Source organism: Mycobacterium sp. G7A2, assembly GCF_041902445.1.
Lineage (GTDB): Bacteria > Actinomycetota > Actinomycetes > Mycobacteriales > Mycobacteriaceae > Mycobacterium.
The window spans coordinates 5684602-5704397 of the sequence record NZ_CP169251.1 but is presented as its reverse complement, the minus strand read 5'-3'; the positions used below and the strand labels follow the sequence as shown (position 1 = coordinate 5704397).

Below are 19796 nucleotides of genomic sequence, written 5' to 3'. Positions count from 1 at the left end.
CCTATTGGTCTTGAACATCACCGTCGACCTGCGCACGGTAGAAATGTCTGGTTTCATCTTGTTCTACACACGCGAGGCCAGTAGCGAGGACAGCGGCCGGAATGGCTGCAGCCATGCGCCCTGCTCAGGTAGCGAATCGAGGCCGATTCGCGGTAGCGGCTCCCGGAAGACACCGTCGATGTCCTCGAGATCGACGAACTCCAAGGTATCCGACGCTAGCGCCCAACTGGCATGTTCGCGAAATCCGAGGACCTGAACCTCGACGCCTTCTTCAGCGAGGTTCTCCAGCGGCTGTTTGAACGCCTGACCGTCCGCCGAGGCGACCAACACGGCGGCCAATCCCTCGGTGCGGCGCAACGCGATGTGCTCGAGCATGTCGGAGTCCACATCGCTGTCGTCGTCGATCTTGGGCTTGGCGAACACGGCGAACCCGACGTTGCGCAACGCCTCCACCCAGGGCCGCACGACGTCCGCGCTGCCGGGCGCGATGTTGGTGAACACCGTGGCCTCCGGCTCGAGCGCCACACTGCGCCCGGCCTGCGCGTGTTGCGCGGACAGGTCAGCGGTGCGCGCCAGCAGCCAACGGCCCAGCGCGTCGAAACGTGGCCGGTGCGCCGCGGTGGGCCGGCCACCCAGAATCGACCCGAGCCCCATGTCCAGGTTCGGGGCGTCCCAGACGAGCAGCACGCGGGAGGCAGTCGGGGTGCCGGAAGCCCCGGTGTCGTCTGCGGCGCGGGTGCCGTCCGCGCTCATCTCCTGCGGGACGGGGATGTTCTCGGTCACGCTCACGGGATGCGCTCCCACAGCAGCTCCGTGACGATGGGGCCGGCCAGCGCTTTGCGCTCGTACTTCGTCACCGGCCGGGCCACCGAGATGGTCAGTTCGGCGGTGTCGCGGTCGATTCGGCGCAGACGGGGCTCGGCGTCACCGACCTCGGCGATGTGCTCGGCGTAACCGAGGTGGTCGGTCGCGGCGTGCAACACACCGCCGGGTCGCAGCCGATCGGCGATCAACGCCATCGTGTCCGCCTGCAGCAGACGCCGTTTGTGGTGCCGGGCCTTGGGCCACGGGTCGGGGAAGAAAACCCGCACACCGGTCAGCGAATCCGGCCCGACCATGTGAGTCAGCACGTCCACGCCGTCCCCGCGGACCAGCCGGATGTTGGTCACCCCGGCACGGTCGATCGCACTGAGCAGCTGGGCCAGCCCGCGGCGGTACACCTCGACCGCGACGACGTCGAGGTCGGGTTCCGTCTGCGCCATCGCCAGCGTCGAGGTGCCGGTGCCGCATCCGATCTCGAGGATCAGCGGCGCCTGCCGGCCGAACCACGCATCGGTGTCCAGCAGCGGGGCGGGAGACTCTCCGTGTCGGGCCTCGGTGCCCAGCTGCGGCCAGCGCTCGTCCCAGATCGCCTGCTGACGGTCCGAGATCGTCGATCGCCGGGCCCGGAAGCTGGTGACCCGGCGGTGACCCTGCGCAGTGGCGGCCTGACCAGGGGCGATGGACCCGGACGGCGCCGGCTCATCGGCGACGTCAGGGCCCGGAGCATGCATCCGTCCATGGTCGCTCATCAACGCCTGACTCCCTGCATCGTGTTACAGATTGATACCCAACAGTTGCCTACCACGCCTACCCGCTGGTAACCGGTCCGGCGAGCACCGGATCGAGCCCGGAAAAAGGTGTCCGGGGCGGTCCGCCCGTGGTGGGAGGATTCCTGTGCATGAGCTGGACATTTTCCAGCCGTGACCGGGGGCGGCACATCTTCGCTGATGTGCTGGCGCGGTATGCGGCTCAGACGCGCGACGGGCGGCTGGGCGCCGTCGAGCGTCGCGTGCGCGCTGCTGTCAGGGTAGCGGTGACCGGCCGGCAGGGGGTGGGCCGAAGGCGCGTCGCCGCCGTGCTCTGCGGTGCCGGGCACCTGATCACGCCCGACGTGGACGGCGCCGACGTGCACGTGCGGGTCATCGCCGAGACTCTCAAGCCCGAGGATGACCGAGCACTTCGGGACAACTCGGTGCCGGCCGTGGTGGTGCTGAACAAGGCGGACCTGGCCGGTGCAGACCCGGGCGGACCTCTGGCCAGGGCGGAGCGCACGGCCGACCGGTTGGCCGCGGCACTCGGGCTGCCCGTCGTGCCGATGGTCGCCCCGCTCGCCGACGTCGCGCTGGGCGATGGGGAGATGGCGGCGCTGCGTGTCCTGGCGCGCTGCGCGGCCGACATGACCTCCACCGACGCGTTCGTCGCCGTACCGCACGACGTGCCGGGTGCGATGCGCTCGCGGCTGCTGGTCTCGCTGGACCGGTTCGGGCTGGCGCACGCCATCCTCGCCGTGGCCGAGGGTGCTGCGGCCGGTTCGGTGGCGCAGCGGTTGCGGGAGCTCAGCCAGGTCGACCGGGTCCTGGACCGGGTGACGGCCGCGGCGGCGCCGGTCCGCCATCACCGGATCGCTGCCGCGCTGGTCGAGCTGCGCATCCTCGCCGCGTGCAGCGGTGACGAGCAGCTCGCGGCATTCTGCCGCGCGGACGACACGGTGCTCGCGGTGACTGCCGCCGCCGTCGACGTCGTCGAGGCCAGCGGGGGCACCGTCGCCGGCGGGGACGGTCCGCAGGATCACCTGACGCGGGCGGTGCGGTGGCGCCGTTACGGCCAGGGTCCGGTGAGCCCGCTGCATCAGCGCTGCGCGGAGGACATCGTGCGGGGCTCGCTGCGGCTGCTGGACCGCGTCCGGTGACGGCTGGGACGGCGATGACGGCGGTGGTGCACGTCGCCGGGCCGCCGCGGGCCGGGGTCAGCAGCGTGGCCGCGTGCCTGCGCGACCGGATGCCCGGGGTGATGGTCGTCGACACCGCTGACCCGGCCGGCACGCGTGACGTCCCCCGAGTCGCCGACGTTGTCGTCTTCGTCGTCTCGGCGGTCGCGCCGGTCACCGAGTCGGACTGCGCGCTGGCCGTCTCGGCCTGCCGGACGACCGATGCGGTGATCGCGGTGCTCGCCAAGATCGACGACCACCGCGACTGGCGCGGTGTGCTGGCCACCAACCGGCAGCGGCTGGCCGACTGTGCGGCCCGATTCGCGTCGGTGTGCTGGGTGACCGCCGCCGCCGCGCCGCGGCTCGGCGAGCCTGAGGTCGCCGACGTCGTCGCCGCGCTCACCGCGGCGCTGTCCGACCCCGACCTCGCGCGACGCAACACGCTGCGCCGGTGGGAAGCCCTCCTCGACGCGGTGCTCACCGCGGTGCGCGACGCCGACGCCGGGCACCTGGCCAGAGTGAGCACGCTGCGGGTAGACCGGGATGCGTTGGTGCGCAACCATCTTCGGCCGGGCGCGGCCTCGGTGCGCCACCCGGTGCAGCGCGCCCGGCTGGAGTTGGCCTCGGCCGCGCGGCAGCGGTGCGCGGCGCTGCGCACCGAACTGCTCGACGCCGCGGCAGAGACGACCGTGGTCGCAGAGATCGACGAGCGCGTGCGCCGACGATGCGGCGAGGTGCTCGCCGAAGTCGACGAGCGGGTATCGGTGCGGCTGGACGACCTGGCGAGCGAGCTAGGGGCGAGCCTGCCGGAGCCGTCGGCGGTGGCCGAGGTGTGTCTCGGGGATCCGCCGCTGCGGCAGCGCCGTCTGGAGTCGCGGGTGACGACGGTGCTCGGGGCCGGGTTCGGATTCGGCGCCGGCCTGGTGGTGGCACGGTGGGTCACCGGCCTGGCGCCCGGGCTGACCGTGGCCGGGGCGCTGGTGGGGGCGGCGGTCGGGCTGGCCTTGACGCTGTGGGTGGTTGCCGCGCGGGCCCTGCTGTATCGACGCGCGGTGCTGGCCCAGTGGATCGCGGAGGCGACGGTCGCGATCCGTGCCGCGCTCGACGAGCGGATCGCGTCGCGTCTGCTGGCCTTCGAGGCGGCGGTCACCACCGCCCGGTCGGCCTCCGTGCCGGCCCAACGCGCCGGCATGGCGGAACGCGTCGCCCAGTGCGACGCGCTGCTGCGCGGCCACGTTCTCGCCGCGCGGCGCGCCCAGGGGTTCCGCGAGGCCTGTGAACCCGGATTGGCCCGGACCTTGAGCGCCGTGCGGGACGGTTTGCGGGAACCGAATCCGACGCGCACACTTGTTACCGATCGGTAGGTCGCCCGGTGGAGGCCATCTGAATCGTTCCTGTGAGTGAACGGACATAGTCCTGAATTCCCGCGGGTATGTCACCCGCGTTAACCTCGATACCAGGGGCGGCGCTGACTGCTACCGATTTCGGGCCCACGGCCCCGATCGCGCAGCTGCGTCCCGGCAGACATCTCGCAGGACGATGCAGGAGACGACACAGCATGACCGCAGCGACCATTCCAGGTCTGGATTCCGCACCGACGAAGCATGAGGGGCTGCTGGCCTGGGTGCGGGAGGTCGCGGAGCTGACTCAGCCCGACCGCGTCGCCTGGGCCGACGGGTCCGACGAGGAGAACCAGGCCCTGTGCGACCAGCTGGTCGAGGCGGGCACGTTCCAGAAGCTCAACCCCGAGAAGAAACCCAACTCCTACCTGGCGCTGTCCGACCCGTCCGACGTGGCGCGCGTCGAGTCGCGCACCTTCATCTGTTCACAACGCGAGATCGACGCCGGCCCGACGAACAACTGGATGGATCCGGCCGAGATGCGCGGCCTCATGACCGACCTGTATCGCGGCAGCATGCGGGGCCGCACGATGTGGGTTGTCCCGTTCTGCATGGGTCCGCTCGAGGCCGAGGATCCCAAGCTGGGCGTCGAGATCACCGACTCGGAGTACGTCGTGGTCTCGATGCGCACCATGACCCGGATGGGTAAGGCCGCGCTGGACAAGATGGGCACCGACGGCTTCTTCGTCAAGGCGCTGCATTCGATCGGCGCCCCGCTGGAGCCGGGCGAGAAGGACGTGCCGTGGCCCTGCAACGACACCAAATACATCACCCACTTCCCCGAGACCCGCGAGATCTGGAGCTTCGGTTCCGGCTACGGCGGCAACGCGCTGCTGGGTAAGAAGTGCTACTCGCTGCGCATCGCGTCGGCGATGGCGCACGACGAGGGCTGGCTCGCCGAGCACATGCTGATCCTCAAGCTGATCTCCCCCGAGAACAAGGCGTACTACATCGCCGCGGCGTTCCCGTCGGCCTGCGGCAAGACCAACCTCGCGATGCTGCAGCCCACCATCCCGGGCTGGCGCGCCGAGACCGTCGGTGACGACATCGCCTGGATGCGCTTCGGCAAGGACGGCCGCCTGTACGCCACCAACCCCGAGTTCGGGTTCTTCGGTGTCGCGCCGGGCACCAACTGGGACTCCAACCCCAACGCCATGAAGACGATCGCCGCCGGCAACACCGTGTTCACCAACGTGGCGAAGACCGACGACGGCGACGTGTGGTGGGAAGGCCTGGAGGGTGAGCCCGACCACCTGATCGACTGGAAGGGCAACGACTACATCCTGCGTGAGACGGAAACCAAGGCAGCGCACCCGAATTCGCGCTACTGCACACCGATCTCGCAGTGCCCCACGCTGGCGCCGGAATGGGACGACCCGCAGGGCGTGCCGATCTCGGCGATCCTGTTCGGCGGTCGCCGCAAGACCACCGTCCCGCTGATCACCGAGGCGCGCGACTGGCAGCACGGTGTGTTCATCGGGGCCACGCTGGGCAGCGAGCAGACCGCCGCGGCAGAGGGCAAGGTCGGCACCGTGCGGCGCGACCCGATGGCGATGCTGCCGTTCATGGGCTACAACGTCGGCGACTACTTCCAGCACTGGATCAACATCGGCAAGCAGGCCGACGAGTCCAAGCTGCCGAAGGTGTTCTTCGTCAACTGGTTCCGCCGCGGCGACGACGGCCGGTTCCTGTGGCCCGGCTTCGGTGAGAACAGCCGCGTGCTGAAGTGGGCCATCGAACGCATCGAGCACACGGCCGACGGCAAGAGCACGCCGATCGGCATCGTGCCCACCGCCGCCGATCTGGATCTCGATGGACTCGACGTCGACGCCGCCGATGTCGACGAGGCGCTGAAGGTGGTCCCCGACGAGTGGCGCAACGAGTTGCCGCTGATCGAGGAATGGTTCGAGTTCGTCGGCGAGAAGCTGCCCACCAGCATCAAAGACGAGTTCGACGCGCTCAAGCACCGCCTCGACGAAGCCGAGTAAGGCCGGGTAGCCGCCTCACCCCGCGAGCGCGCGGCTATGCACGCCGACGCGCCCGCGCGGGCGTCCCCCGGTGCGCGCGTTTTCGCGGGCATCGAGTGAGCAGTTTCGGCCCTCGACGCGTTCGAGGAGCGCGGTCCGCGGTCGTCGCCCCACGCAGTCCGGTGAGGAACGCACGCCGCACGCAGGCGATCGCCAGCCCGGCACGCCAGCTGCTTGACACCTGTCAAGTCCGGCGAAGTATCCTCACCGCATGCAGATCCGCGACACTGCCGTTGCCACCCCCGACAAGCCCGCCGTCATCATGTATCCCTCCGGGACCGTGGTGACCTTCGGTGAGCTGGAGGCCCGGGCCAACCGACTGGCGCACCTGTTCCGCAAGGCCGGGTTGGTCGAGGGCGACGCGGTCGCGATCCTGATGGAGAACAACGCCCACATGCACGCGGTCATGTGGGCCGCCCGCCGTGCGGGGCTGTACTACGTGCCGATCAACACGCACCTGACCGCGGCCGAGGCGGCCTACATCATCGACAACAGCGCCGCCAAGGCGATCGTCGGATCGGCCAAGCTAAGCGGCACCCTGGCAGGCCTGGCCGACGAACTGCCCAACGGCCTACCGTCGTTGCTGCTGATCGCCGACGGCACCCTGGAGGGATGGTCGAGCTACCCCGAATGCGTGGCCGACCAACCGGACACCCCGATCGACGACGAGATCGAGGGCGATCTGCTGCAGTACTCGTCGGGCACGACCGGGCGCCCCAAGGGCATCAAACGCGAACTGCCGCACGTACCGCCGTCGGAGGCGCCGGGCCTGATGGCCGCACTGGTGTCGTTCTGGATGCACCCTGACACGGTGTATCTGAGTCCCGCACCGCTCTATCACACCGCTCCCTCGGTGTGGTCGATGCAGACCCAGGCGGGCGGCATCACCACGGTGGTGATGGAGAAGTTCGACGCCGAGGGTGCTCTGGACGCGATCGCCAAACATCGCGTCACCCACGGCCAGTTCGTCCCGGTGATGTTCACCCGCATGCTCAAGCTCCCCGACGAGGTACGCAAGGCCTACGACGTGTCGAGCCTGGAGCGGGTCATGCATGCCGCGGCGCCGTGCCCGGTGGAGATCAAGAAGCAGATGATCGACTGGTGGGGCCCGATCGTCGACGAGTACTACGCCTCCTCCGAAGCGCACGGCTCGACGCTGATCACCGCCGAGGAGTGGCTCACCCACCCCGGCTCGGTCGGTCGCCCGCTGGCCGGTGCGGTGCACATCGTCGGCGAGGACGGCGCCGAGTTGCCGCCCGGTGAGCCCGGCGAGATCTACTTCGAGGGCGGCTTCGACTTCGAGTACCTCAACGATCCCGACAAGACCGCGTCGTCGCGACATGTCAGCGGCTGGAAGACCGTCGGCGACATCGGCTACGTCGACGAGGAGGGTTACCTGTACCTCACCGACCGCCGGCACCACATGATCATCTCCGGCGGGGTGAACATCTACCCGCAGGAGGCGGAGAACCTGCTGGTCACCCATCCGAAGGTGATGGATGCCGCGGTGTTCGGCGTCCCCGACGACGACATGGGCCAACGCGTCAAGGCGGTCGTGCAGACCGTCGACCCCGCCGACGCCACACCGGAATTCGCCGACGAACTGCTGGCCTGGCTGCGTGATCGCCTCGCACACTACAAGTGCCCCCGATCGATATCGTTCGAGGCGCAGCTGCCCCGCACCGACACCGGCAAGCTGTACAAGCAGGAACTGATCGCGAGATACTCGCGCTGATGCATGTCGCCGACCTGTCGGAGCCCCCACCGCTCGAGGACGTGGGCCCGCCGGGCGTCGTGGTCGCAGTCGGCGACCTCGACTCGGCCCACGCCGAATACTGGTTACAGCGCGCCAGTTTCACGCTGACCGAGCACCCCAGCGACGACCCCCGCACGGTGTGCGTCAACTCGGTGCCCGACGTCGTCGCCGACCTGAAGCAGCGATGCCGCACCTGGCCGGTGACCGCCGCAACCGGTGACGACGTGCTGCGCGCGGTCGATGTCTCGGCACCCGCCTTCAGCGGGGTGATCACCGAGTCACTGGCCTACTCCACGCTGCAGAGTGGCGCCGAGTTCGCCGCCTGGCTGCAGCGGCGCGGGCCCAGAACCGTGCCTGGAGAAGCAGATCCGGTACTGGCCGACCGCGACGCGGACACGCTGCGCATCCGGTTCAACCGGCCGCGGCGGCACAACGCGTTCAGCACCGGAGCGCGGGCGGCGTTGCTCGACGCCCTCACCGTCGCCAGGCTGGACCCGACCGTCACCGAGGTCGTGCTCGCCGGAACCGGACCGTCGTTCTGCAGCGGCGGGGATCTCGACGAGTTCGGCACGTTCAGCGATCCGGCCGCCGCGCATCTGGCCCGCACCCGTCACAGCCCCGCGCTGGCGCTGGAGGAACTGCGCGGCCGGCTGGGTCAGCGACTCCGCGCGGAGGTACACGGTCAGGTGCTCGGCAGCGGTCTGGAGATGGCGGCGTTCTGCGGTCGGGTGAGCGCTGACCCGCAGACACGGATGGGGCTGCCCGAGCTCGAGCTCGGGCTCATCCCGGGTGCGGGCGGGACCGTCAGCATCACCCGCCGAATCGGACGGTGGCGCACCGCCTACCTGTTCCTGACCGGTGCTCTCATCGACGCGCGGCAGGCGCTGCAGTGGGGCCTGGTCGACGAGGTCACCGCTGACGCGCCGGCCGGATGATCATCTCGTTGACATCCACGTCGGCCGGCTGGGCGATGGCGAACGCGACCGCGGCGGCGATGGCGTCCGGGGAGATCGCCGCCGCCCGGTAATCGCGCATCGCCGCGCTCGCCGTCGGATCGGTGATCGTCTGCGCCAGTTCGGATTCGACGACACCCGGCGACACGGTGGTCACCCGGATCGACGGATCGGACTCCAGGCGCAGGCCCTCGGTGATCGCCCAGGCCGCGTGCTTCGTCGCCGAATAGACCGCCGAGGTGGGGACCACCTCGTGCGCGCCGACGGACGCGACGGTGACGACATGCCCGCCGCCCTGCCGCTGAAAGTGGGGGAGGGTGGCGGCGATGCCGTGCAGCAGGCCCCGCACATTCACGTCGATCATCCAGTTCCACTGCTCCACGAGCAGGGCATCCAGCCGTGACAGCGGCATCACGCCGGCGTTGTTGACGATGACGTCCACCCGGCCGTGCGCCGCGACAGCGGTGTCGACGAAGGCCGTCACGTCTGCCAGGTCGGTGACGTCGAGCCGACGTGTCTCGATGCTGCCGCCGGCGCTCCCGGCCGCGCGGGCCAGATCGGTCAGCCGGTCGGTGCGTCGTGCGCCGGCGACGACATGGTGCCCCTCTGCGGCGAGCCGCGCGGCGACGGCTGCACCGATTCCGCTGCTGGCTCCGGTGACAAGGACGATCTTCGAGTCGGTCATGCCTCCAGCTTCGACAACCCAGCCCGGACCAACCAGGGTGCGTTGCACCCAGCCGACGCCGCGGTTGCGCTCCTATGCTGGCGGTGTGGGTGACCTCGGGGACTACCTGCGCAGCCGTCGGGCCGCGGTCGCGCCGGCCGACGTCGGCCTGCCCGGCACCGGGCTGCGACGGGTCCCTGGCCTGCGCCGCGAGGAGGTGGCGCTGCTGGCCGGTGTCAGCGTGGACTACTACACACGTCTGGAGCAGGGCCGCGAACGCTCACCGTCAGTACAGGTCCTCGATGCGCTGGCCGCGTCGCTGCGCCTCGACGCCGACGGCCGGCGGCACCTGTTCGGCCTGGCCGGGCTGACACCGAGGCCGGGTGGCGGCCCGGTGTCCGGCACCGTCGACCCGTCACTGCTGCGCCTGATGCAGGCGTGGCCCGACAACCCCGCGCTGGTCTACAACCGGGCCTTCGACGTGTTGGCTGCCAATGCATTGGCAGCCGCGCTGTTCGGCGAGTTCGGCACCGTCGGCAATCTGATGCTGCTGGTGTTCAACGAGCCCGCTTCGCGGACGTTCTACGCGGACTGGCCGGTGGTGGCCGCCGACGCCGTCGCCGGGTTCCGGATGTCCTACGGCACCGACCCCGACGACCCGCGCGTGCGGGAGGTGCTGGCTCAGCTCCTGGCGACCAGCGAGGAGTTCCGGCGGTTGTGGGCGCGCCACGACGCCCGGCGAAAGAGCGCCAGCGTGAAGAGGTTTCATCACCCCGAAATCGGGACGCTCACACTGACGATGCAGACGTTCGATGTGCGGTCCGCCCCCGGCCAGGAACTCGTGGTGTACGACGCGGAACCGGGCGGTCCGGATGCCGATGCGCTGGCCATCCTGGGCAGCGTCGCCGCGCAGCGCTGAGTCAGCACGACCGGCAGCGCTGGGCAGCGTCGCCGCGCAGCGCTGAGTCAGCCCGACCGGCAGCGCTGGGTCAGCCCGACCGGCAGCGCTGGGTCAGCCCGACCGGCGCAGCGTCACCCGGTAGGCGTATTGCTCAGGCAGGAACTGGCTGACCGCCAGTTCCATTGCCCGCCCGGCACTGTCGGTGTAGAGCCGGTCGACGCGAAGCATCGGATGCCCGGGAGGGCAGCCCACCGCGGCCGCCGCGGCGTCGGTGGCCGCGGAGACGGTGATCGATTGGGCGGCCTCGGCGATCGGAACCGGTGAGCGCGGCTCGAGCAGTCCGATCACGGTGTGGGTGCTGGTCGCGCCGGTGACCAGGTGCGGTGAGCCGGAGACGGTTTCGGCCACCTCCGGGGGAAGGTGGACGACGGTGTGGCCGAATGCGACACCGGCGTGCAGCCGGCGGAACACCACCGTGTGCACGACGTCACCGTCCAGGCGCAGTCGGCTCGCGGCCTCGATGTCCACCCGGCGGCGCAGACCTTCGAGCACCTCCATCGTGGTGTCCTGCGACAGGCTCATCAGGTCCTCGATCGACCCCAGCTGGCGCAGATACCGTCGCCCTTGTCCACCGGCGTAGCTACCGCGACCCGGCACTCTGAACACCACTCCCTCGGCGACCAGGTCCTGGAAGGCGCGGCGGACCGTCTGGCGCGACAACCCGTGGCGGGCGACCAGTTCGGACTCGGTCGGCAACCGGGTGCCGTCCGGGTAGCGTCCCGCCGCAATGTCGGCCCGGAGTTGTTCCCGGAGAACCTGATACGCGGGTGCCCGGGCGGTGACGACCATCAGATTCCGCCTCGGGCCACCAGCTGGCCGGCGATGACGTTGCGCTGGATCTCGTTGGTGCCCTCGCCGACGATCATCAGAGGGGCGTCGCGGAAGTACCGCTCGACGTCGAACTCGGTGGAATAGCCGTACCCCCCGTGGATGCGGACCGCGTTCAGCGCGATCTCCATCGCCACCTCGGAGGCGAACAGCTTGGCCATCCCGGCCTCCATGTCGGCGCGCCGGCCGCCGTCGTACCGGTCGGCGGCATGCAGGGTCAGCTGGCGGGCCGCGGTCAGTTTGGTCGCCATGTCGGCGAGGTAATGGCCGACGGCCTGGTGCTTCCAGATCGGCTGCCCGAAGCTCTCCCGGCTCTGCGCGTAGTCCAGGGCATCCTGTAGCGCCGCGGACGCGACGCCCAGCGCGCGGGCGGCCACCTGGATGCGGCCGGTCTCCAGGCCCTTCATCATCTGGGCGAATCCGCGACCGGGTACGTCGCCCAGAATCGCCGATGCCGGCACCCGGCAGTCGTCGAAGCTCAGCTCACACGACTCGACGCCCTTGTAGCCCAGCTTGGGCAGGTCGCGTGACACGGTCAGCCCCGGGGTCGGGTTCTGCACCAGGACGATGGAAATGCCGGTGTGCCGGGGCGTGGCGTGCGGATCGGTCTTGCACAGCAGTGCGATGAGCCCGGACCGGCGGGCGTTGGAGATCCACGTTTTCGCGCCGTTGATCAGCAGATCATCGCCGTCCCGGCGGGCCGCCGTGGCCATGTTCTGCAGGTCCGAGCCGCCGCCGGGTTCGGTCAGTGCCATGGTGGCCCGCGTGTCACCGGTGGCCAGTGCGGGCAGGTAGCGCTGCTTCTGGGCGTCGGTGCCGAACAGGGCCAGCAGCTTGGCCACCACGGTGTGGCCGCCCATCGCGCCGGCCAGACTCATCCAGCCCCGGGCCAGCTCCTGGGTGACATGCACATAACACCGCGTGGAGACGGGGGTGCCGCCGTACTCCTCGGGGACCGCCAGTCCGTAGATGCCCAGCTGCTTCATCTGCTCGATCCACGCCTCGGGGTAGGTGTTGGCGTGTTCGATGTCGCGGACCCCGGGCTTGACATCGCGATCGACGAACGCCCGCACCGTGTCGACCAGCATGACCTCTTCGTCGGTCAGTCCGTCGCTCACGCAGCTTCCTCCTCCGGCCGAAAGGTACGGCCATTTGGGGCCGCGGCCTGGTCAGCATGTTGACACAGCTCGGGCCGTGGTGCCAGCATGCGCGCTGTGACTTTGTCCGGCCAAATTCCGGGGGGCCCGTTCTTCGACGACCTGTCCGTCGGTCAGGTGTTCGACGCCGCTCCGTCGATGACACTCACCGCCGGCGTGGCTGCCACGCACCAGGCGATCCTCGGGGACCGGCTGAGGTTGGCCCTCGACGCGGAGCTCGCGACCGCCGTCGTGGGTGCCACCGCCCCGCTGGCGCATCCGGCGCTGGTCTGTGACGTGGCGATCGGGCAGTCCACGGTGGTGACCCAGCGGGTCAAGGCGAACCTGTTCTACCGGGGTCTGACGTTTCACCGGTTCCCGGTCATCGGCGACACGCTGTTCACCAGGACCGAGGTGGTCGGCTTGCGGCAGAACACGGCGAAACCGGGCCGAGCGCCCACCGGTCTGGCGGCCCTGCGGATGACCACGGTCGACGGCGTAGGACGGCTGGTGCTGGACTTCTACCGGTGCGCAATGCTGCCGTGCAGGGGCGACGGGGTCGAGACGGGGCACCGCGACGACCTGGCCGGCATAGGCGTCGATGCCCCCGCGCAGGCCGACCCCACGGCGGACTGGGACGCGGCCGCCTACCGTACGCGGGTGCGCGGCGACCACTTCGGCGCCGTGTCGGCCGGCACGGCGCTGCGCAGCACCGCCGATGTCGTCAGCAGCGCACCGGAGTTGGCCCGGCTCTCGTTGAACATCGCAGCCACTCACCATGATTCGCGCGCCGGGGGCCGTCGGCTGGTCTACGGCGGGCACACGATCGGACTGGCGCTGGCGCAGGCCACCAGGCTGCTCCCCAACCTGGTGACCGTGCTGGGCTGGCAGTCCTGCGATCACACCGGGCCCGTGCACGAGGACGACACCCTCTACAGCGACCTGCACATCGAACACGCGGAACCGCGACCCGACGGACGCGGCGCCCTGCTGCGGTTGCGTTCGGTGGTGTTCGCCGCCGCCGACAGCGGGGACGACCGGCAGGTGTTGGACTGGCGCTTCACCGCGCTGATGTTCTGACTTCGAACGGCGGCGGCCACAATGGGGTGGTGACGCCCGTGATGCTGCCGACCGCCGTGCTCGAGCACGCGAGCGGTGTCGCGCGGGAGGTCGCCGCCGAGCTGGGCATCGACATCGACGTTCACGAGCTGCTCGGTGGCCGCGCCGCCATGCTGGGCCTGAGCGCCGGCGGACAGGTCTCCGCCGGCGGCGCCACGCGACTGCTGCCCGGCCACGACGGGTGGTGCGCGCTGACGCTGTCCCGCCCCGACGACATCGATGCGGTGCCCGCGCTGGTCGAGCGCGACGGCATCGGCGCCGACCCGTGGCCGGCCGTGCGGCACAGTGTGCGCCGCCTCGGAGTGCCGGCGTTCGCCGAGCGGGCCCGCCTCCTCGGGCTGCCCGTCGGGGTGCTCGGGGAGACCCGACCCAGCCCGATACGGCTGCGCCGCATCGGCGATCGGCAACCTCGTGGGGTGTTGAACGATCTGCTGGTGGCCGACCTGTCCTCGATGTGGGCCGGCCCGCTGTGCGGTGCGCTGCTGGCCCGGGCCGGTGCGACGGTGGTCAAGGTCGAGACCGCGGCGCGGCCCGACGGCACCAGGTCCGGCCCGGCGGCCTTCTTCAACTGGATGAACGGCGACAAGCTCTCCTACCGGGTGGATTTCGAGGCGCCGGAGGGGCTGCGCAGGCTGCTGCGAGCCGCCGATGTGGTGATCGAATCCTCCCGTCCGGGTGCGCTGGAGCGGCACGGCGTCGGAGTCGCCGACCTCGGCCCCCGCGATGGTGGGGTGTGGATCCGGATCACCGGACACGGCACCGAGGGCGAACGCGGCGGGTGGGCGGCCTTCGGCGACGATGCCGCGGTGTCCGGCGGCTTGGTCTGTGGCCGGGAGTCGTTCCCGCGGTTCTGCGGGGACGCCCTGGCCGATCCGTTGACCGGGTTGCACGCCGCCCGCGCGGTGCTGCGGTCACTCGCGCGCGGCGGAGGAGAGCTCGCGGATCTCTCGATGGCCGCTGTCGCCGCGCACTACGCCGGTGTGCCGTGCAGTGCTGGTCCGTACCGCGACGCCGAAACGCCGTGCACCGTTGTGCCGCAGAGCATCACGCCGGCATCCGAGCTGGGCGCCGACACGGCGCGCGTCGAGGCCCTCGTCGCCGGGCTTCTGGCCGCGCGATGCTGATCCGACGGGCCGTGCTGCTCGACGGTACGCCCGCCGACATCCGGGTCGGAGCGCGGATCGTCGACGTCGCCGACAGATTGGTGCCGCGACCCGGTGAGGACGTCTACGACGCGGCGGGCGGCACCGTGCTGCCGGGATTGCACGACCACCACCTGCACATCCGCGCCGCCGCGGCGGCGATGACCTCGGTGCATGTCGGTCCCGAGGTGGTGCGCAACATCGACGATCTGCGCCGGCTGCTCACCGGCGCGCCCGTCGGTGCCGACGGCTGGATCCGGGCGGTCGGCTACCACGACGCCGGCGCAGGCGAGCTCGACCGCGAGGTACTCGACGCGGCCGGCCCGGCTGTGCCGGTACGGGTACAGCACCGCAGCGGCGTGCTGTGGGCGGTGAATTCGGCTGGGCTGCAACGGCTCGGGCTGGCCGGGCATCCCGACGGACGGCTGCGCAGCGCCGACATCTCGTGGTCGGCGGCGCTGCCGCGCACCGAGCCGGACCTGGCGCAGTTCAGCAGCCGTTTGTGCGGTTACGGTGTCACCGGTCTGACCGACGCGACGCCCGACCTGGGTGCCAGGGACGCAGCGGTGATGGCCGAGGCGCGACAGCGCGGGGACTTGCGTCAGACGGTGCATCTTCTGGCTCCGGGCAAGAGAATTCTGCACGACGACGGTCTGGATCTCGACGAGCTCACCCGGTGGGTGGGTGACCGGCACGACGAGGATGTGGCTGTCGCGCTGCACTGCGTCACCGCCGCGCAGCTGATCGTGGCGTTGGCGGCGCTGCGCAGCGCCGGCCGGCACCCGGCGGACCGCATCGAACACGCCGCGACCGTGCCCGACGACGCCGTCGCCGAATTGGCTGCCGCCCGGGTCACCGTGGTGACGCAGCCGAACTTCGTTGCCGAGCGCGGCGATCAGTACCTGGTCGATGTTCCGGCCGCGCAGCATCACGAGCTGTGGCGGGTGGCGACACTGACACGGGCGGGCATTCCGGTCGCGCTGTCGACCGATGCGCCGTTCGGCGATGCCGACCCGTGGGCGGCGATGCGCGCGGCGGTCCACCGGCGGACCCCTGGCGGCGCTGTGCTGGGTCCGCACGAAAGGGTCTCGCCGCGTGCGGCGTTGACGATGTTTCTCGGCAGCGCCGTCGCGCCACTGTCCCCGCGCCGGGTCTGCCCCGGTGCCCCGGGAGATCTCTGTGTGCTGTCGGAGCCGCCCGCGACGGTGCTGGGTGAACTCGACGCCGGCCTGGTCGCGGCCACGGTGCTCGCGGGTGAGCTCGTCTTCGAACGCGGCTGATCAACTCAGGCCGCGGCCGGTGCGAAGGCCGTGGTGAGCATCGCGCACTGGCTTCGGAAGAACGACTGTGACACATCGGCTTTGGGGGCGATGCCGTCGAACCCGTGAAACGCTCCCTCGACCACCATGACCTCGCAGGGCACTCCGGCCGCGCGCAGGCGTTCGGCGTAGGCCAGGTCTTCATCATGGAACAGGTCGAACGTCCCCACGCCGATCCAGGCCGGGGGCAGCCCGGCCAGGTCGTCGCGCCGCGCCGGGACGGCTCGATCCGGATCGGCGCCGCGGAGGTAGACGCGCCAGCCGAACCGGTTGCTGGACTGGTTCCACAGCCGGTGCCCGGGGTGATCCAGGTCCTTACGCAGCACGGTGCGATCGTCGATCATCGGATACACCAGAAGCTGTGCGGCCACGGCAATCTCCCCGATGTCGCGGGCGTGCAGAGCCAGGGCGGCAGCCAGTCCGCCACCCGCGCTTGCCCCACCGATCGCCACTCGGGCCGGATCCACTGCCGGCAGCGCGACCAACCAGCGCAGCGCTGCATAGCAGTCGTCGAGCCCAGCCGGGTACGGGTGTTCCGGTGCCAACCGATAGTCCACCGCCACCACCGTGGCACCGAGCTCGGCGGCGAACCGGCGGCACAGCACGTCGTCCTGGGCGGCGTCGCCGAGGACGTAACCGCCGCCGTGGATCCACAGCAGCGCGGGTCCAGGCGAGCTGGTGGTGGGCGGACGATGCAACCGCACGGTGACTCCGGAGGCCAGGGTGAGCACTTCCACGCCCTCAGGCGTGTGGCGCCACATCATCCGGGTCGCGGCCCGGACGAACGGCAGTGTGACCGGGGTGATCATCTGCTTGGGAACGAGGCGGGCGCTGCGACGCAGCTCCGGGTGGAATTCGATGCGGGGCACCCGATAAGTATGCGCAGATCTCGCGGCCGATGGTGCACAGTCCCCACGCACGACCAGCGAGAATGTCTGCTTCATTTGCTGGATGGCAGTATTGACGGGTGTTCCAGTATCCGGTGGGGCGGATTGTTGAATCCGAGAGGATTGCTGGATTCCTGCGCGCGGTCGAGTCGTGGCCCGCCGCACTGGTTCTCGACGGGGAAGCCGGCATCGGCAAGAGCACGGTTTGGGAGGCAGGTCTGCAGCGTGCCAGGGAAGCCGGCATGCAGGTGCTGTCGGCGCGGGCGTGGGGAGCCGAGTCGGTGCGGGCCTGGGCCACGGTCGCCGAACTACTGGCCGACGTGCCGCCCGACATCGTCGCCGACCTGCCTGAGGTGCAACGCGGCGCGGTCACCGGCCTCCTGTTGCGCGACCGGCTCGACGAGCCCGCGGACCACGCGCCCGTAGCGAACTCACAGGTGCTGGCCGCGGCGATGCTGTCGATCATCGACGCGCTCGAGCAGAGCGCGCCTGTCCTGATCGCGATCGACGATCTGCAGTGGCTCGATCCGTCCAGCCAGGCGGTCATCGGATTCGTGGCGCGCCGGGTGCGGCGGCGCACCGCGCTGCTGCTCACCCATCGCACCGACGCCGACGCCGGGCACGCTTCGACCGCCTGGTTGCATCTCGACAGCGTCAACGGGATCCAGCGGATGCAGCTCCACCCCCTCACCCTGGGCGGCCTGCACGAGGTCATCGCCCAGCGTCTCGGCAGGTCCTTTCCCCGGCCGACCGTGGTACGCATCGCCGACGTCTCGGGCGGAAACCCTTTCTATGCGCTCGAACTCGCTCGCGCGCTCGGCAACCGTCCCCTGCGCAGCGACACCGAACTCCCCACCTCGCTGGCCGAGCTGGTACGCCTGCGGGTCGGCGCGCTGAGCGACGAGGTCCGCGCCGTCCTGCTGGTGACCGCCGCCACGTCCGACCCGACGGTAGAGATGATCTCCGCGGCCATGGGGGCGAGTGTCGAGCGCACCGTCGAGCTGCTGGAGAGCAGCGAGGGGGCGGGGGTGGTCACCGTGACCGGGAACAAGGTGAGGTTCAACCACCCGCTCCTCGCCCGGGGCGTCTACACCGACGCCGATCCGCAGCAGCGGCGGCAGGTGCACCGGAGCCTGGCCGACCTGGTCGCCGAACCCGAGCTGCGGGCACGTCACCTCGCCCTGGCCGCCACGACCGCCGACCCGGTCACCCTGGCCGCACTGGACGAGGCCGCCGCCGTGGCGCGGCACCGCGGAGCTCCCGCCGAGGCCGCCGAACTGCTCGAGCTGGCCATCGGGCTCGGCGCCGATACCGCCGAGCGCCGAATCCAGGCTGCCGACAATCACATTCGTGCCGGAGACACCGGAACCGCGTCGTCGATCCTCGCGCCGGCCATCGAGCGGTCGGCGCCCGGCGTCACCAGATCGGTCGCATTCCTGTTGCGCTCGGCCGTGGTCATCCACACACAGGGCTATCTGCGCGGCATCGACGACCTGCAGAGCGCGTTGGCCGATGCCTCCGGTGATGCCATGCTGACGGCGTTCGTCCGCACGATGCTGGCGTTTGCGCAGGTACGCGCGGACCTCTACGACGAGGCGACCGCGAACGCGCGGGAAGCGCTGGCCCAGGCGGAGCGGCTCGGGATCGATCAGCTCATCAGCTCGGCGCTGGCCGTCAACGCATGGATCGACTGTCTGTGCGGCAGAGACTACGACCGGGCGGCCATGCGGCGGGCGCTGGATCTGGAGGCGGTGGAACTCGATGCGCCGGTCACGTTGAGTGCCAGCGCCATCCACGCCGTCCTGCTGGTGTGGACCGGCGAGGTCGACGCCGCGGCGGTGCAGCTGCAGGCCGTCCGGGACCGCCTGCTCGACCGCGGCGCCGACACCGAGATGCTCTGGGTGTCGCTGAACGCCGTCATGCTCGGCATCCTGCGCGGCGACTACACCGCGGCCGCCGCCGACGCCCGCGACACCGTCGAACGTGCCGAACGACTGGGCGGTGCGCACGTGATGAGCATTGCGCTGACGATGCGCGGTGCCGTGGCCGCCTATACCGGCGACGACCACTCGGCCCGAACGGATCTGCGCACGGCGCTGGAACTGGCGAACAGCTGCCGGTCCCCGTATGCTGACCTCGCCTCGGCGCTGCTGGCCTTCCTCGAGGTGTCGGTCGGGGCGTACGAGGCCGCGCTGGCCACGTTGGAGCCGATGCTGCGGGTCTTCGACACGGTCCCCGGCGCCGAGTTCGCCACCAAGGGGTACCTGCCCGACGCGGTGGAGGCCCTGGTGGCGCTGGGCCGGCTGGAGCAGGCCGAACAGCTGGCAGCGGCCATGGAAGACACCGGCCGTCGACTCCATCGACCCTGGCAGCTGGCGGTGGGGGCGCGGTGCCGCAGCATGGTGCTGCTGGCGGCGGGCAAGGTGGCCGAGGCCGAAGCGGCCGCCGCCGAGGCGATGAGGCACCACCAAAGCCTCGCGATGCCCTTCGAACGGGCGCGGACGCAGCTGGTGTGCGCTCAGATCCAGCGCCGCCGGCGCCGTAGACGAGCTGCGGAAGCGCAGTTCGCCGAGGCGCTGGCCACCTTCGAGCAGCTCGGCGCGGTGCTGTGGGCCCGCCGGGCCGAAGCCGGGGCGGGGCCGGTGGGCGTCGATGCGGACGCCGGGCGCGCCTTGACCGGCACGGAGCGGCGCATCGCCGAGCTCGCCGCGTCAGGCCTGACGAACCGGGAGATGGCCGCAGAGCTGTACGTCAGCCCGAAGACCGTGGAGGCCCACCTGACCCAGGTCTACCGCAAGCTGGGTATCCGCTCGCGTGCCGAGCTCGGTCGGGTCATGGGCCGCTCGGTCCGGTGA

Annotated in this window: 16 protein-coding genes; 10 read left to right on the top strand and 6 right to left on the bottom strand. The window is 70.6% G+C overall.

Annotated features, from left to right (window positions below):
- Positions 1 to 63: 63 nt before the first annotated feature.
- Positions 64 to 789, bottom strand: a complete 726-nt coding sequence (locus ACEWX3_RS27090; RefSeq protein ID WP_374158233.1) for an NYN domain-containing protein — start codon at positions 787 to 789, stop codon at positions 64 to 66.
- A complete protein-coding gene (gene trmB / locus ACEWX3_RS27085; RefSeq protein WP_374158232.1) occupies positions 786 to 1571 on the bottom strand; it encodes a tRNA (guanosine(46)-N7)-methyltransferase TrmB in 786 nt (261 codons plus the stop codon). Before trmB ends, ACEWX3_RS27090 begins: the two co-directional genes overlap by 4 nt.
- A gap of 149 nt (positions 1572 to 1720) precedes the next feature.
- Between trmB and ACEWX3_RS27080 the strand changes: the two genes are divergently transcribed.
- From ACEWX3_RS27080 to ACEWX3_RS27060, 5 genes are all read left to right on the top strand, one after another.
- Complete coding sequence (locus tag ACEWX3_RS27080; protein ID WP_374158231.1) at positions 1721 to 2731, top strand: hypothetical protein; 1011 nt, start codon at positions 1721 to 1723, stop codon at positions 2729 to 2731.
- Positions 2728 to 4113: a hypothetical protein gene (locus tag ACEWX3_RS27075; RefSeq protein ID WP_374158230.1), complete on the top strand. Its 1386-nt coding sequence runs from the start codon at positions 2728 to 2730 to the stop codon at positions 4111 to 4113. Before ACEWX3_RS27080 ends, ACEWX3_RS27075 begins: the two co-directional genes overlap by 4 nt.
- A gap of 194 nt (positions 4114 to 4307) precedes the next feature.
- Positions 4308 to 6137 (top strand): phosphoenolpyruvate carboxykinase (GTP), encoded by a 1830-nt coding sequence (locus ACEWX3_RS27070; RefSeq protein ID WP_221350519.1) that lies wholly within the window; start codon positions 4308 to 4310, stop codon positions 6135 to 6137.
- Positions 6138 to 6387: 250 nt separating this feature from the next.
- Entirely contained in the window at positions 6388 to 7911 is a 1524-nt protein-coding gene (gene fadD4 / locus ACEWX3_RS27065; RefSeq protein ID WP_374158229.1) for a fatty-acid--CoA ligase FadD4, read from the top strand.
- On the top strand, positions 7908 to 8867 hold the full coding sequence (locus ACEWX3_RS27060) for an enoyl-CoA hydratase/isomerase family protein (RefSeq protein WP_374159968.1): 960 nt from the start codon (positions 7908 to 7910) through the stop codon (positions 8865 to 8867). The genes fadD4 and ACEWX3_RS27060 overlap by 4 nt, the downstream gene beginning before the upstream one ends.
- On the opposite strand, the gene ACEWX3_RS27055 is transcribed toward ACEWX3_RS27060, so the two are convergent.
- Entirely contained in the window at positions 8842 to 9570 is a 729-nt protein-coding gene (locus ACEWX3_RS27055) for an SDR family oxidoreductase (protein WP_374158228.1), read from the bottom strand. The two genes, ACEWX3_RS27060 and ACEWX3_RS27055, sit on opposite strands and share 26 nt — an antisense overlap.
- An 85-nt stretch (positions 9571 to 9655) precedes the next feature.
- Between ACEWX3_RS27055 and ACEWX3_RS27050 the strand changes: the two genes are divergently transcribed.
- Complete coding sequence (locus ACEWX3_RS27050; protein ID WP_374158227.1) at positions 9656 to 10468, top strand: helix-turn-helix domain-containing protein; 813 nt, start codon at positions 9656 to 9658, stop codon at positions 10466 to 10468.
- Between the two features lie 93 nt (positions 10469 to 10561).
- Here the strand turns inward: ACEWX3_RS27050 and ACEWX3_RS27045 are convergent, their stop codons facing one another.
- Positions 10562 to 11299, bottom strand: coding sequence for a GntR family transcriptional regulator (locus ACEWX3_RS27045; RefSeq protein ID WP_374158226.1), 738 nt, complete (start codon positions 11297 to 11299; stop codon positions 10562 to 10564).
- Positions 11299 to 12456, bottom strand: coding sequence for an acyl-CoA dehydrogenase family protein (locus ACEWX3_RS27040; protein ID WP_207064750.1), 1158 nt, complete (start codon positions 12454 to 12456; stop codon positions 11299 to 11301). The genes ACEWX3_RS27045 and ACEWX3_RS27040 overlap by 1 nt, the downstream gene beginning before the upstream one ends.
- A gap of 87 nt (positions 12457 to 12543) precedes the next feature.
- Here ACEWX3_RS27040 and ACEWX3_RS27035 point away from each other — a divergent pair, with 87 nt between their 5' ends.
- Genes ACEWX3_RS27035 through ACEWX3_RS27025 form a run of 3 tightly spaced genes read left to right on the top strand, consistent with a single transcriptional unit; the run spans position 12544 to position 16015 of the window.
- Positions 12544 to 13554 (top strand): MaoC family dehydratase, encoded by a 1011-nt coding sequence (locus ACEWX3_RS27035; RefSeq protein WP_374158225.1) that lies wholly within the window; start codon positions 12544 to 12546, stop codon positions 13552 to 13554.
- A gap of 29 nt (positions 13555 to 13583) precedes the next feature.
- A complete protein-coding gene (locus ACEWX3_RS27030; RefSeq protein ID WP_374158224.1) occupies positions 13584 to 14717 on the top strand; it encodes a CoA transferase in 1134 nt (377 codons plus the stop codon).
- Positions 14711 to 16015 carry an amidohydrolase family protein gene (locus tag ACEWX3_RS27025; protein ID WP_374158223.1) on the top strand — a complete coding sequence of 435 codons (1305 nt, stop codon included), beginning with the start codon at positions 14711 to 14713 and terminating at the stop codon, positions 16013 to 16015. Before ACEWX3_RS27030 ends, ACEWX3_RS27025 begins: the two co-directional genes overlap by 7 nt.
- A gap of 5 nt (positions 16016 to 16020) precedes the next feature.
- Here ACEWX3_RS27025 and ACEWX3_RS27020 read toward each other — a convergent pair whose 3' ends face one another.
- The gene (locus ACEWX3_RS27020) at positions 16021 to 16863 is read right to left on the bottom strand and encodes an alpha/beta hydrolase (protein WP_374159967.1); all 843 of its coding nucleotides are present in this window, start codon (positions 16861 to 16863) and stop codon (positions 16021 to 16023) included.
- Between the two features lie 158 nt (positions 16864 to 17021).
- Here ACEWX3_RS27020 and ACEWX3_RS27015 point away from each other — a divergent pair, with 158 nt between their 5' ends.
- Positions 17022 to 19796, top strand: a complete 2775-nt coding sequence (locus ACEWX3_RS27015) for an AAA family ATPase (protein WP_374158222.1) — start codon at positions 17022 to 17024, stop codon at positions 19794 to 19796.